This is a genomic window from Thermocoleostomius sinensis A174 (genome assembly GCF_026802175.1).
GTDB lineage: Bacteria > Cyanobacteriota > Cyanobacteriia > Elainellales > Elainellaceae > Thermocoleostomius > Thermocoleostomius sinensis.
Map to the genome: position 1 here is coordinate 3,508,296 of NZ_CP113797.1, position 14,382 is coordinate 3,522,677.

The window sequence follows — 14,382 nt, forward strand, 5'->3', positions numbered from 1 at the left end:
AGCTATTTGCGTTTACCTCAGAAACGTACCAGACTTTGCTGAAGCTGGTTCTGTAACTGTTCGATCGATCGAGCAGGTTCTTGGCAGCTTAATCCTTGACACACGAAGCCAAACGTATCGAGAGGAAGGGCTGTTTCCAAACGATGCATCATTGTTGGCCAATAGTAGCGACTGAGGGATGCTAATTGTTCAGCCCTCGTTCGCAGTAACGTTGGGTGTTGAAACCAATCGAGTGCAGCAAATAAGCTGGGGCAGGTTTGAGGTAATTCGTTCATCGTGTGGGTAAATGATTGCAACGCTTGTTCTGCTCGATCGAAATAAGATAACTCTTCGGTGAGCAAGAATAGGCGCACCAAATTCGCGATCGCCACTCCATTGGCTGAAGGGGTGGCATTGTCATCAGCACTGCGTTCGCGCACAATCAGGTCGGCTCTGGCATCGGTATTGTAATAGCCACCCAATTCGATACTCCAAAGAAACTCGTCAAACTCCTGCTGCACCCGCACTGCCCAATCCAACCAATTTAACGACGGAGTGCTCGCCTCTTCCAAAACTTGTGTAGCTTGTTGGACATCTAACAGTGCTTTGATAAATAAGGCATAATCTTCGGCCTGAGCAATGACGTTCGGTTGACCATCATAATTAATGCGATGAAAGCGTCCCTTCACCCATTGCTGATTTAAGATGAACTCAGTTGCTTGCACGGCTAATTTAAGGTAGTCCGATCGGTTAAGCACTACCGCAGCCCGTGTCAACCCAGAAATCATCAAACTGTTCCACGCCACAATCATCTTAGTATCTGTTACAGGAGGAATTCGTCCCGTCCACGACTGTTGTCTTGCCTCTTGATTGGTGCGAGCAGGCGGAAACTCGGTGCAGATTTCCGGTGACGCCCCATAGCGAACCCTAAACAGCTTTGCAAGTGCAGCCTCTAGGGTATTGGAGAGTGCTCCAGGATAGCGGCGCTGTAACACAATTTTGCCTTCGAAGTTGCCAGTTGGTGAGATCATGAACTGTTCGGTCAGTTCAGCCAGTTCAGCATCGGTTAAATGGGTTTCTAGCTCAGCATAACTCCACACATAAAACGCACCTTCTTCAGGTTCCACATCTTCAGGCGTCACAAAGCTATCGGCATCTTGAGCCGCATAAAAATAGCCACCTGCTGCCGTCATCTCGCGTACTAACCATTGCACCGTTCCGACGATCGCCCGTTCAAATGCAGGATCAGGGTCGCCCGCTGCGATTAAATCGGCGAGATATTCCACAATTTGCCCGTTGTCGTAGAGCATTTTTTCAAAATGAGGAACTGTCCAAGTTGGGTCAACGGTGTAACGATGGAACCCCCCACCCACATGGTCATAAATCCCGCCTAAGGCTAGATCAATGCCTCGTTGTTTGCAAACCATCGCTGCATCAAAGCGAGCCTCTGTAAAACCAAAGCGCTTGGCTCTTAGAGCCGTCCCAGCATAGGGAATCATCGGAAACCGTGTGCCTGGGCCTTGGGTTGCTAAGATTCCAGTACTGTACTCCAAGCCTAACCGCAACAGGTGATGATTCAACTCTCCTCCTATTTTGGGAAGCGTCGGTTGTTGCAAGCGTTGCAAAATTTCATCTTTGACGGATTGCAACTTCTCTATTTCTGTATCGTAAAAGCGGCGAATGGCTTGCAGCACTTGTAGAAAACTTGGGCGACCATATTTCGGCTCTAGGGGGAAATACGTACCGCCATAAAACGGAACGCGATCGGCGGGGGTGAGAAAGATGTTGAGTGGCCAACCGCCCTGCCCTGTCATTAATTGCAAGGCTTGCATATAAATACTGTCAATATCAGGGCGTTCTTCGCGATCGACTTTAATTGGCACATAATTTGCGTTCATATAGTTCGCCACTGCCAAATCCGAGAAGGCTTCCCCTTCCATTACCGTGCACCAGTGGCAGCTAGAGTAACCGATAGAGAGAAAAATAGGTTTATTTTCTTGCTTGGCTTTGTCTAGGGCTTCGTCACACCACGGCCACCAGTCGATCGGATTTTCAGCGTGTTTGCGAAGATAAAGACTTTGAGAATGGACAAGGCGATTGGTCATGAGGGATACCTGTCAACGCATAGATACGTTCATCTGCCCTTTGATCCTAGTCGGTCGTTGCAAAGTACTGAGAAAACCTAGCTTGGATTTTAGATTTCAGCGATCGAGCAACCTTGCCATCTGTTAGAGGATGCAAGCGAGCAGTGGACGTACTTCGATGGTTTCATAACGATCGACCACCATGAGATGACAGCTACATCACAATTCCAAAAGTGGGAAAAGTAAGTAAGTACTGAACTTTACAAGCAGCGTTATAAACTTTACATGCTTTTTATAAAGTATAGCAATTTGCCATGTTAAATTTAACAACAACGTCCGGATATGTGTGTGCATCTACTTAGAGTGAGATATTTTGTGCCTAGCTTGCAGGTATTTTAGGTATTTTTATGGACTCAGTAGACGGTATATCACATATGGAGTCTAGGGATTTTTCTGAAGAAATCGATCTGCAAAAGTATTGGCTGGTTATAAAGCGGCGCTGCTTACCAGCGCTGGGAATTTTTGGAGCAGTCGTCAGTTTAGCTGTACTGTACGGTTTTTCACAAGAACCAGCTTATCGAGCGGAAGGAAAATTACTGTTTAAGACTAATCGAACCTCAGCGCTGACTGGGCTGGGTGAAGATTTGGGACGGCTAGAAGCACTTGGATATCAAAATAACCCATTAGATACACAAGCAGAAATTGTCAAGTCGTTATCAGTCCTAGAAGCAACGATTCAAGCGCTAAATTTGACCGATGAAGAAGGGGAACCAATCAAGCCTCAGGATTTAGCTGAACAATTGCAAGTGAAAGGAATTCCAGGCACAGACGTTCTGACAATTGCCTACGAATCAAATGATCCGGAAGAGGCAGCGTTAGTCGTCAACCGCATTATGGAGGTATACCTAAAAGAAAATGTGCAGTCCAATCGGGCGGAGGCAGCCTCTGCCCGTGAGTTTATTGTGTCGCAGTTGCCGAAAACAGAAGCGGCTGTTTTACAGGCGGATTTAAACCTGCGCCAGTTCAAGGAAGTAAACAATGTCATTGTTTTAGAGGAGGAAGCCCGATCGGCTGTTGAAACGATTTCCAAGTTAGAGGATCAAATTGCCCAAGCTCAGGCTCAACTGGCAGATTCAACGGCTCGTGTACAGCAGTTGCAAAGCCGAGTTGGGCTGGTTCCTCAGCAGGCGGTTGCGCTCTCTGCTCTCAGTCAGTCAACGGGTGTGCAAGATGTGCTGGTGCAGTATCAAGAGGTACAGCGCCAGCTTGCTGTGGAACAAACTCGCTATCGAGAAGGACATCCAGCGATTGACAATTTGCAGCGGCGCATTGATGCCTTAGAAGCGTTACTCCAAGAGCGCGTAACTCAGGTGCTTGGCAGCCGCCAGTCAGTCTCATTCGGTGATTTGCAGTTGGGTGATGTCAAACGAGAACTAATCACGGACTTGGTGCAAACTGAGGCAGAAAGATTAGGCATTGCGGGTCGGTTAAATGCGTTGCAGGGTGCTCAAGCTGTTTATAGAAGTAGAGCCAGTTCTCTCCCTCGCCTAGAGCAGACACAGCGCGAATTGGAACGAAAGTTGCAAGCAGCCCAGACCACCTATGAGGCCCTGTTGACACGATTACAGGAAATTCAAGTTGCAGAAAATCAGAATATTGGTAATGCTCGAATTGTTTCCCCAGCCATTATTCCCGAAGATCCAGTTGGCCCTCGAAAAGCGTTGATCTTAGCAGCAGGGGGAATGGCAGGCTTGCTATTGGCGATCGCCGCTGCGTTCGCTATTGACTTGGTCGATCGATCTGTGAAGACAGTCAAAGAAGCCAAGGAGCTATTTGGTTATACAGTTCTGGGAATTATTCCGGCATTAAGATCAACTGATAAAGCTCAACTGTATCAGGGGCAGACCGATTTATCGATTCCAAGCGTGATTACGCGCGATATTCCCAGATCACCCATCAGTGAAGCCTATCGGATGCTGCAAGCGAATCTGAAGTTTCTCAATTCAGACAAGCCGCTCAAGACGATTGTGGTGACGAGTTCAATTCCTAAAGAAGGAAAATCAGAAGTTGCTGCCAATTTAGCTACAGCGATTGCTCAGGTAGGGCGGCGAGTGTTACTGGTGGACGCAGATATGCGTCGTCCTGTGCAACATCATGTCTGGAATTTGACGAATTCAATCGGACTGAGTAATATCATCGTAGATCAAATTGATATTCGCAAAGCTGTACGAGAAGTTGTTCCGAATCTGGATGTACTGTCGGCAGGAGTAATACCGCCAAATCCTGTAGCTTTGCTAGATTCAAGACGGATGGCAGTTTTAGTATCAGATTTTGCGGAACAGTATGATTTTGTGATTTTTGATACGCCGCCGCTGTCAGGTACGGCCGATGCGGCTGTGCTAGGCAAAATGTCTGATGGAATGTTACTGGTTGTGCGTCCAGGTGTGATTGACTCAACTAATGCAGAGTCGGCTAGAGAGTTCTTGGTGCAATCCGGACAACGAGTTTTAGGTATGGTTATCAACGGGGTAGATGCAAAAACTGAACCCGATAGTTATTTCTATTACGTTAAAGAATTTGATGCTGCTAGCTTGAATGGTGGAAATACCAATGCGATCGAAGAAGCAGTAGAAGCTCGACGCTAATACGGTGCAGAACCAATCGTTGAGCAATCAAAAATATATTTGCCTATCTATTCATCACATTCTCTATAAATTGATGAGCATCAAGTATTTACTTTCAAGCATCGTTCTTGGAACGTTCTTGATCCAATCTCCAACCTGGAGCCAAATTCAGCCAACGCCATCATCTTCGAATTCTGAAACTTATTCCAGTTTCACCAATCCAAGTTATGTTCTAGGTCCGGGCGATCAGGTACAGATTAGGGTCTACGACTATGAAGAATACACTGGGCAAAAAGTGATTCTGCCAGACGGCACAATCGCTTTACCTCTGATTGGTTCGTTGAATGCCGCTGGTTTGACAATAGAACAGTTAGAGCAAGCATTAACAACTCGCCTGCAAACATTGTTGGTGAACCCTGTGGTGACAGTAGAATTGTCCACAACGCGTCCGGTGGTAGTTACCGTAGCAGGAGAAGTGCGTCGTCCTGGTCCAACTGAGTTGCAAGCATCCGCGACAGAGGGAGGGGTTCCGACTCTCAGTAAGGCGCTAAATGCAGCTGGTGGAATTACTCAAGACGCAGATATTCAACAGGTAACAATCAATCGACAAACCGCTAATAGTGGCTCACGGACAATCACGGTGAACTTGTGGGAGGCAATTTCTTCGAGTAATGCAGAATCAGATGTGATTTTGCTAGAGGGAGACTCGATTTATGTGCCGCGCTTGTCTGCGGATGCTCAGATCGATCGCCGATTACTCGCTCGTTCTAGTTTTGCTCCTGAAACGATTCGCGTTCGAGTTGTTGGTGAAGTGAAAAATCCGGGTGAAATTCAAGTACCGCCTGAGAGTACGCTTTCCAGTGCGGTAGCGATTGCAGGAGGCCCAACCGAGGATGCCAGACTGAGTCGTGTTGCCTATATTCGCCTAAATGAAGAAGGTAGAGTTGAACAAGAGACGATCGATTTGCGCAACTTAACTGATAATTATCAAATTCAAGAAGGAGACGTTATTATTGTGCCGAAGCGATCGGATGTTTCAGTGATTGATTTTGCAGGTCGCTTGTTTGGACCTTTAGGCGCGTTTTTAAACTTGATCAATGGTGCAAACAGTCTTTTTCAGAGTTTTTAAATTTAAGCAATGGTATTAACGGTATCCTTCGGGCTAATTTTTTATTCATCGCTAGGTGTACCATGAAAGAATCTAACTCAATTAGACTATCTTCTTTACATTCATTAAATAGTTCTATAAAATAGACCCAAACAAGACGATCCTTAATTCTGTTTTAGTTTACCTCTCTAGTTTTTGCTTAACGTAAAAGCTGGTTGCTAAATTGAATATTTAGAGTTAAATTTTCGGATTTTCTTTAAGGAGTTGGGCTTCGACGGTTGTTCAATCTCAGTCCCTCCCTCAAAGCCTTATCGTGGATAAATTGTACTATTCCAGGAGGCAACATTGCAGAAGAGGTGTGACCGAAATCGAAAACGATCGAAACGGCGAGCAATTTATTGTCCAATTCATCACTGTTATTTGGATAGTGTCAGTCAAAAATACCCGTTGTTTACCGATCGAGCCGGGCAACTCCAACAGCGGGGAATGAATCGTAGAGATGCGTTGCTGCTTATTGCCGATCGAACGGCTGTGCCATTACAGGGAGAATGGTTGGAAGCATTTTGGTGCAATCGATGTCAGAAAACGAAGTGGTATCATGTGTGTAAAAAAGGTGATTGCGCTTACACGGTAAGCACTGCGTCTAAAGAACTATGGTGCCAAGTCAGTGGAATAATTCATCCATCAAGTAATCCATCGGTGAGCGAATTTACCCAAAGGCAAGCTCGAGGAATTACATTTAATAGATCAAATAATTTTTAATTTGTTTATTAAGTAGTAGCAAACCTTCTGTAAAGAGTGAAATTGAATTATCTAATTTCTGATGTTTTGGCTAAAAATAACCTAAGAATAGCTCAATTTACTGAATCCTTCTTTAAGGAATTCCTTTATTCTTTGCCAAGAACTTCTCTTCTAAAAAGACATATTTGTCTTGTTTAAGCAGAGCAAAATGATCGAGCTATTTTTGAAAATTGCCAATACAACCTAGATCTTTGTTAAACAAAGTATCGCAAAACTGAACTTGATTTACAGATGGCTTGTTTTCTTAAATTGATTTGATCACTGATATTTAATTCTGTGTTGAGCGCTGGTATTTATGATGCAAGTACTGAGATACTGACAACGAAAATAATGTTTTTATGCAACAAAATTTCTGCTTAAATTGCCAAACTAGACTTTTTTATGTCTTTGGAGGTACGTCATCTCTATGCTGAAGGGAGAATCTTAGTGATTAGTAGGGTATCTGTGTTAGTACAGAAACTTAGTCCTAGTTTACGTAAAGCAGCAGGCAATGCAACATGGTTGTTAGTCGATCGACTATTGCGATTGTTTCTAAGCTTACTGGTTGGTGCTTGGGTTGCTCGCTATCTTGCTCCTTCGCAGTATGGACTTTACAACTATGGGTTTGCCTTCGTCAGTTTATTTCAAACCTTTACTGGCTTGGGGCTCCAACAAATTTTGGTTCGAGATCTAGTAAATAATTCAGAAGAAAAAGATGCAATTTTAGGTACTGCATTTTGGCTAAGAATAATAGCAGGGATGGTAACAGTGCCCCTCATCGTAGGACTAAATATATTGCTACGCCCAGATGATGCTATGGCACACTGGATAGTTGGTGCAATTTCATTAAGTCTTATTTTCCAACCCTTTGATGTTATTGAATTTTGGTTTGTATCTCAAGTTCAATCAAAACAGACGGTTATTGCCAAAAGTGCAGCATTTTTTATAATTAATGCTTGTAAAGTGATATTGATTGTTTTAAGTGCACCTGTTTTAGCCTTTGCCATTGCTGTATCTGCAGAAGTGGCACTAAACGCTGTAGGTTTGGTCATTGCGTATCGTGCTCAAAGCAACTTCATGAAAATGTGGTTTTTTAGTTGTCGATGGGCTAAGAAATTATTGAAGGATAGCTGGACACTCATACTGTGTGCAATGGTCATTTCTATATACATGCGCACAGATCAATTGATGCTTGCACAGATGTCAGGAGATGAAGTGGTAGGACTATATTCAGCAGCAGCGAAGGTATCTGAAATGTGGTTTTTTATTCCTGCAGCTCTAGTGCAATCAGCTACACCATCAATTATTGAAGCAAGACAATTTAATATGCGTTTATATTACAAACGCATTGAGAAATTATTGAAAGTTATTGTTTTTTTATCTTACTGCATAGCCATTATTGTAACCCTTGGCTCTAGTTATGTAATCATTCTACTGTTTGGTGAGGATTTTAGTGATTCTGCTTCTATTCTTTCCATTCATATTTGGACAGGGGTATTTGTTTCTATGGGACTCGTTGCAGGTGTTTGGACAACGACGGAAGGACTTATGATATTCTCATTTGTTGCAACGGCATCAGGAGCGGTGCTTAACATTTGCTTGAATTTGTTGCTTATCCCAATCTATGGAGGTATAGGTGCAGCAATTGCTACCGTTATTGCTCAGGTTATGGCTTCCTTCGCTGCGTTTTTAGTGTTTCCGCAAGCAAGATGCTTCTTCTTTTGCCAACTGAGAGCATTGTGCCCTAATCCATTTGTGCTTTTAAACAGATAACCACAAATAGAAAATGTGAATGTCGTGATGGTTTAGTCATAGTGAGTGTGCTGTTTATTTCACTGTTCCACTTAACTGTGATTGTTAACTGTGATTGAACAGATTTAATGATTCTGTTAATGCAAAAAAACTTTTGCATTAAATATGAAAATTTAGTATGTCGCAGTTTATTAAAACTAGAAATACCTTAAACTATAGATGTTGAATTTAGTTGATTCCCAAACGCTATGTTTGTATCTTGAGATGAGGTATTTGGTACTTAGTCTTTGTAACTACCTGTTCATTTCTAATACTTTTCTCTCTTTTTAGTTGCTAAATTTATAAATGTTATGAGATGTCCTAAATTAAGCGAATTACCTCCTCCTCCTCCTGGAAAGGAAGGTTGGCCATGGACTGAAGAAAGTGATGCTTTACCCGATCGAATGCTAAACGGTAAGCCTTGGCCTTTAATTAGCATTGTTACTCCTTCCTACAATCAAGGAGAATTTATCGAAGAAACCATTCGCTCTCTCCTGCTACAAGGTTATCCAAACCTGGAATACATTATTATTGACGGAGGTAGTATAGACAACAGTATCGAAGTGATCCGGAAGTATGAACCTTGGATAACCTACTGGACTAGTGAACCTGATCAAGGACAATCTAACGCTGTTAATAAAGGATTTCTCAAGAGTCATGGAACTATATTGGCATGGCTTAATAGTGATGATACCTATGAGAAGAATGCGCTGTGTTCAGTGGCAACGCTGATGGTGCAAAAGCCGAATGTTGATGTAGTGTATGGAAATGTGAAAGTGATAGATGAAGTCGGACAAACGCTAACTGAAGTTAGAACCGTTCCTTTTAATTCTCAAGCTTTTCTCTATGAAACTGTTCACATTGTTGCGCAAAGTGCGGTATTTTGGCGAAGTAAGTTGTTCTTTGAGGTAGGTAAGCTCAATGAAGAACTCCATTACTCAATGGATCGCGATTTGCTAGTCAAGTTTATGGAAAAAGGTGCTAATTTCGCTTTTCTAAGAGCACCACTTGGAACATATAGATGTCATCAGAGTAGCAAAACATTTGGAACGTCTAGTAAATCTCGTGCAGAGTTGTTGTCGTTAATACCATTTTCCAATGTGGTTCAACGTTCTGATTACACCTTTTGGCGATTGATTTATCGGTTACGCCAGATTGCTTATTTAAGCATTCAGGGTGATCTTCCTTATATGATTGCTCGACTGATTGCGCGATTTAAACCAAGCGCTTTTGACCGCTTGTGAATTCCTGTTGTATTCACGCAATATGGAGGTTAATTAATGAATTCTCTACCAGAAATTGATGTGGTTCTATTATCTTGGAACCGTTCTCAAATGACAATTGAAACAATCAAAAGCATTCTTGAACAACAGGGAGTTAATCCAAAGATCTGGATTGTTGATCAAGGCAGTAAACGAGAAGAGCTTCAGTACCTCAAAGCGTTTATTAAACCCTATTCCAATATTCACATCACTGAACTTGACCAAAATGTAGGTGTTCCTGGGGGGCGAAATATCGGTACTTATATGGGTAAGGCTCCCTATGCTGTTAGCATTGACAACGATGCGGTCTTTGAATCAAACGACGCGCTCGAGAGAGTTGTTGAAATTTTTGACAGTGAACCTGAGATTGGTGTTATCAGTTTTCGCATCAAGAATTTTTATACGGGTCAGGATGACGAGTTATCATGGGCGTTTCCCAAAAAATTGAAGGAAAATTGCGAGTCACGGTTTTTTGCAACTTGTTTTGTTGGGTGTGGACATGCAATTCGTCGTAACATTTTTGAAACGGTTGAAGGATATGATGATGCTCTGTTTTTCTATTGGGAAGAAACCGACTTTTCATATCGTGTGATTAATCTTGGGTATCGATTAATTTATGAACCGCACATTTCAGTGCTTCATAAGGTTTCTCCAGAAGCCAGAATTAGTTGGGAAAACAACCGTTTTTATTACCTAGTTAGGAATGCAATATATATTGACTACAAGTATTATCAACAGATACCTAGAGTTGCTATTATTGCTTTAGGTTATTGTACAAAAGGTATCTTTAACTTCTTGCCTAAACAAACCGTTTTGGGCATTATTGATGGAACTAAAATGTGTTTTTCTCTAAAGCAAAGAAGGAATTTATCTGAATTGAATCTTACAGAATCATCTCGGCAATATATTTGGCAACACAATCTTAGATATAGAGGAAGTTTTTGGCATCGAATTAGAAATGAAGTTCTGGTTAGCTTACCAGGACATAAATAATCATGAGTTCTATTAAAATCATCAGGGATAGTATTTAGTATAGTCTTTGAGTTGGAGAGAAAATAGCTTAACTCAAGTAAATTGAGCTACAAAATAAGCAAGTTTTGTCAGCCGACTTGTTGTAGTTTTTTCAAAGGCTTCTATGTTTGTGCGAGGCTCTTTTTCCATAGTATCTCTTCACGCACAAACTGTTGAACTTAAGCTTTGAATTGATGGGATTGAAAGCTTGAAAAATTGACTGAGCATTTTCTTACTCTAGTAAGCCATTGATTACGGTCTCTACAGTTACTTATTACCCTATCGCTCCTTAGCTTCGCTCCTTAGCTCGATCTACGTATCGCGCTGAGCGACCTATCTAGTTCTCTACAAATAACTTCTACACTAAATAATGCGAGGTTTCATTGAATTATGGGGTCAACTATACAAAAATATCCGGAAATCAAACTTCTTCACACACGTTTTCATCAAATTACTTGTTGCGAACTACTCGATTACATTACTGATGTGGCAAAGCAACGCAAGAAAACAGTAGTTGGTAATGTAAACATACGAGCAATGAACTTTGCCTACACACAACCTTGGTTCCAAGATTTTATTAATACATCTGACTTGGTTTTCTGTGATGGGTTTGGTGTTTTATTGGCAAGTAGATTGAGTGGATACAAGTTGGAATCGAAACATCGAACTACCTGTGCAGACTATCTTGACAAGCTGGCTAAAGCTTGTGAGAAGGAGAGTCTATCATTGTACCTGCTAGCAGGGAAACCCGGCGTTGTTGATCGAGCAATTGCTAAACTTAGTATCGTTGCACCTAACCTTAAAATAGGAGGACATCACGGTTACTTTGAGAAGGAAGGTCATGAAAATGAAGCAATTGTTGCCGAGATCAACCAGTTTAAGCCTGATATTCTTTATGTTGGTTTTGGAATGCCGATTCAAGAACGCTGGATTCTTGACAATATGCACAAAATTGATACCCGTGTATTTCTGCCGCTTGGTGCTTGCCTCGATTTCTATACAGGTACTCTGCCGCGTGCTCCTAAGTGGATTACTGATTCTGGGCTAGAATGGCTAGCGCGTTTGCTGACAGAGCCACGCCGACTTTGGGTGCGATATGTGATTGGTAATCCTCTTTTCTTTTACCGGATCTTCAAAGATATACTCTCTGAGCGTCTGAGAGCGTTAATGCAGCGCCCTGTCTCACTCTGATGTAGTTCGACTTGAAACATTAAGTGCCTCTCTTGATTAGACAGTATGAACAGCAGTAACCGATGTCTTAACATGACTAGACGGCAAACTTTGGGGTTAGGTATTGCCTCGCTCTTATCAACTTTTGCTGGGTATTCTGGTACTGAAAACTCCTCAGCTAAAAACTTTACTGAATTATCTGAATATGAACAGTCATCTTCTGAACTAACCGACTTGTGTTCAATTTCAGAGCCTACGTGTTCCCTAGGAAGTTACGCTAAAGAGCAGGGTATTCTATACGGCGCGGCTGCAAAACACAATACATTATCCTCTGATTCTGAATTTGCAACAATCTTTTCACAAGAATGTCGCGTTCTTGTTCCTGAAAATGATTTGAAGTGGGAAGTTGTACGCCGTGAACCTGGGCAATTTAACTTCTCTAAAGCAGACTGGATGGCAGAATTTGCTCAAAGCAATAATTTACAACTGCGAGGACATACTCTGCTTTGGCACCATTATTTTCCACAATGGGTTGAGCAAACTTTAGGAGCTGATAATGCAGAGGATATGCTGATTGAGCATGTTCAAACAGTAGTCAAACGCTATGCAGGGCGGATGCATTCCTGGGATGTTGTGAATGAAGCAGTTGATCACGAATCTTCACGGCAGGACAGGCTGAGAACGTCCCCATGGTTAAGTTTCATCGGCCCAGAGTACATTGATCTTGCCTTCTGGACTGCTCACGAGGCTGATCCTGAAGCAATCCTTGTCTATAACGACAATGGGCTCTGGTGGGATGCTCCGGAAGGAGAAGCAAAGAAAGCAGCTGTTCTTCAGTTGCTCGAAACTTTGAGGAGCCAAGGAACCCCAGTGCATGCTTTGGGCATTCAAGGTCATCTTTTGGGACATGAGATGCACCAGATGAATCCAGAAAAACTAAGGAAATTCCTATCAGATGTGTCAAGCTTGGGGCTAGAAATTATGATTACTGAGTTAGATGTGAATGACCATAACCTGCCCGACGATGTTGGATTGCGCGATCGTTTGGTAGCAGAGGCATACTATAATTTCCTATCGGTTGTCCTAGATGAACCTGCTGTCACAACAGTAGTAACTTGGGGATTGAGCGATCGTGACACGTGGTACTCTGGATGGGGGCGCAAAGAGAATGCTCGTCCTTTACCGTTAGATCGAGATTTGAATCGTAAACTGGCTTGGAGGGCGATCGTCGAAAGTTTTATTAGTACCTCTCACCAGGGTGATAACATCTACAGCTAAATCCTTTCCACATCCTACTTTCGTCAATGCCAGAATGTTGTGACTCTAGCATCAAAAGCTTTTAATTTTATGACGATTCAGTTTCTGCCACTTGTTAGCATTGGAGTTCCTACGTATAACCGTCCGAAAACCTTAGAAAAAACCCTGGCTAGTCTTGTTCGTCAGACTTATCCAAACATCGAGATTATTGTTTCTGATAACTGCTCACCAACTCCGGATACAGAACAAGTCGTTAGAGAATATATGGAAAGAGATTCTCGAATACGCTATTTCAAGCAAGAAAGAAATATTGGAGTGTTTTATAATTTTAAGTTTGTTTTTGATGTTTCTACTGGAGACTATTTTACCTGGGCTGCTGATGATGATACCCGTGCTGATAACTACATTGAGGCTTGCATGAACATATTTCAGCAGGCAGATCAATCTTCAGAACTATTACTAGTGAACTCCTATTCACAAATGGTTGATCCAAATCTTCAACATGTGCTTAAAGTTGATCGTGGCTGTACTACTGTAGGTCTGAAACCTTCACAACGCTACTATCGATACTTGTCTTCAATTTACACCGAGCAGGCTGCTATCGGTGATTTGATCTATGGTGTTATCAAATCTCAGCCTCTTAAAGAAGTGATGGAAAAGCAGCCAAACATCTTAGATTGGGATCACATTTTCTTGGCAACTCTAGCAATTGAAGGGGAATTTCTTTCAATCCCCGAGCCATTAATGACTTCTTCTCCTGGTGGTATGTCCACTTTGCAAGATGCAAAGAAAATGGCAAAGATACAACTAATTCAAAATCCCTTGTACATCAACAAGGCACAATGGGTCCGCTGCTTATTTCTACAGCAAAGGGTTTGGAGTTCTTCGAAAATATTTATATTTAACAAAATAAAATTATCAATTTGGGTGATATTTGATACGCTTGTCAAGCATTTCATGAGAAGTTCTTCTAAAATTAAAGTAAAAGTAAACAACTAAAACATCATAGACAAAAAACAAATAATTTACTGCTATATTTAAGTCAACTTGATTTTAAGGATTTATTTTTGACTGTATTCAAACACAGGGAGCCTTTCAAACTTTTTCGTCTACACTGAAGTTTAAACAGATAACCCATATGATGTATCTCGAAAACTAGACGAAAACTAACATGGAGTTGTTTATATAAAAACTGACTAAGACTACAAAAATAGTCGGAATTATGCGGCAAAATGGTACAGTGCAAATTTGTTCAAGGCTAATTTTGTAAGGGATTTGACTATCTTCTTAAATATTCTCCTAGTAGAAACTATTAT

At 41.9% G+C, this 14,382-nt stretch carries 10 protein-coding genes; 9 read left to right on the plus strand and 1 reads right to left on the minus strand.

Going from position 1 to position 14,382, the window contains the following annotated elements:
* Positions 1 to 17 precede the first annotated feature (17 nt).
* Complete coding sequence (locus OXH18_RS15195) at positions 18 to 2,084, minus strand: thioredoxin domain-containing protein (protein ID WP_268607946.1); 2,067 nt, start codon at positions 2,082 to 2,084, stop codon at positions 18 to 20.
* A 413-nt stretch (positions 2,085 to 2,497) separates the two neighbouring features.
* Here OXH18_RS15195 and OXH18_RS15200 point away from each other — a divergent pair, with 413 nt between their 5' ends.
* From OXH18_RS15200 to OXH18_RS15235, 9 genes are all read left to right on the plus strand, one after another.
* Positions 2,498 to 4,708: a GumC family protein gene (locus tag OXH18_RS15200; protein ID WP_268607947.1), complete on the plus strand. Its 2,211-nt coding sequence runs from the start codon at positions 2,498 to 2,500 to the stop codon at positions 4,706 to 4,708.
* A 118-nt stretch (positions 4,709 to 4,826) separates the two neighbouring features.
* The gene (locus OXH18_RS15205; RefSeq protein ID WP_268607948.1) at positions 4,827 to 5,816 is read left to right on the plus strand and encodes a polysaccharide biosynthesis/export family protein; all 990 of its coding nucleotides are present in this window, start codon (positions 4,827 to 4,829) and stop codon (positions 5,814 to 5,816) included.
* Positions 5,817 to 6,140: 324 nt separating this feature from the next.
* Positions 6,141 to 6,557 (plus strand): hypothetical protein, encoded by a 417-nt coding sequence (locus OXH18_RS25340; protein ID WP_315874592.1) that lies wholly within the window; start codon positions 6,141 to 6,143, stop codon positions 6,555 to 6,557.
* 483 nt (positions 6,558 to 7,040) lie between these two features.
* Positions 7,041 to 8,348, plus strand: coding sequence for a flippase (locus OXH18_RS15210; RefSeq protein WP_268607949.1), 1,308 nt, complete (start codon positions 7,041 to 7,043; stop codon positions 8,346 to 8,348).
* A gap of 329 nt (positions 8,349 to 8,677) precedes the next feature.
* Positions 8,678 to 9,610, plus strand: a complete 933-nt coding sequence (locus OXH18_RS15215) for a glycosyltransferase family 2 protein (RefSeq protein WP_268607950.1) — start codon at positions 8,678 to 8,680, stop codon at positions 9,608 to 9,610.
* 36 nt (positions 9,611 to 9,646) lie between these two features.
* Positions 9,647 to 10,621: a glycosyltransferase family 2 protein gene (locus tag OXH18_RS15220; protein ID WP_268607951.1), complete on the plus strand. Its 975-nt coding sequence runs from the start codon at positions 9,647 to 9,649 to the stop codon at positions 10,619 to 10,621.
* Between the two features lie 408 nt (positions 10,622 to 11,029).
* On the plus strand, positions 11,030 to 11,830 hold the full coding sequence (locus OXH18_RS15225; protein ID WP_268607952.1) for a WecB/TagA/CpsF family glycosyltransferase: 801 nt from the start codon (positions 11,030 to 11,032) through the stop codon (positions 11,828 to 11,830).
* Positions 11,831 to 11,902: 72 nt separating this feature from the next.
* Positions 11,903 to 13,087, plus strand: a complete 1,185-nt coding sequence (locus tag OXH18_RS15230; RefSeq protein ID WP_268607954.1) for an endo-1,4-beta-xylanase — start codon at positions 11,903 to 11,905, stop codon at positions 13,085 to 13,087.
* A 69-nt stretch (positions 13,088 to 13,156) separates the two neighbouring features.
* Positions 13,157 to 14,065 carry a glycosyltransferase family 2 protein gene (locus tag OXH18_RS15235; RefSeq protein WP_268607955.1) on the plus strand — a complete coding sequence of 303 codons (909 nt, stop codon included), beginning with the start codon at positions 13,157 to 13,159 and terminating at the stop codon, positions 14,063 to 14,065.
* The last annotated feature ends 317 nt before the right edge of the window (positions 14,066 to 14,382 follow it).

What these genes read in the sequence shown, in the direction of transcription:
- OXH18_RS15215 (WP_268607950.1), top strand. Translation starts at nt 8,678, where the DNA reads ATGAGATGTCCTAAATTAAGCGAATTACCTCCTCCTCCTCCTGGAAAG.
- OXH18_RS15200 (WP_268607947.1), top strand. Translation starts at nt 2,498, where the DNA reads ATGGAGTCTAGGGATTTTTCTGAAGAAATCGATCTGCAAAAGTATTGG.
- OXH18_RS15225 (WP_268607952.1), top strand. Translation starts at nt 11,030, where the DNA reads ATGGGGTCAACTATACAAAAATATCCGGAAATCAAACTTCTTCACACA.
- OXH18_RS15230 (WP_268607954.1), top strand. Translation starts at nt 11,903, where the DNA reads ATGACTAGACGGCAAACTTTGGGGTTAGGTATTGCCTCGCTCTTATCA.
- OXH18_RS15235 (WP_268607955.1), top strand. Translation starts at nt 13,157, where the DNA reads ATGACGATTCAGTTTCTGCCACTTGTTAGCATTGGAGTTCCTACGTAT.
- OXH18_RS15195 (WP_268607946.1), bottom strand. Translation starts at nt 2,084, where the DNA reads ATGACCAATCGCCTTGTCCATTCTCAAAGTCTTTATCTTCGCAAACAC.
- OXH18_RS15220 (WP_268607951.1), top strand. Translation starts at nt 9,647, where the DNA reads ATGAATTCTCTACCAGAAATTGATGTGGTTCTATTATCTTGGAACCGT.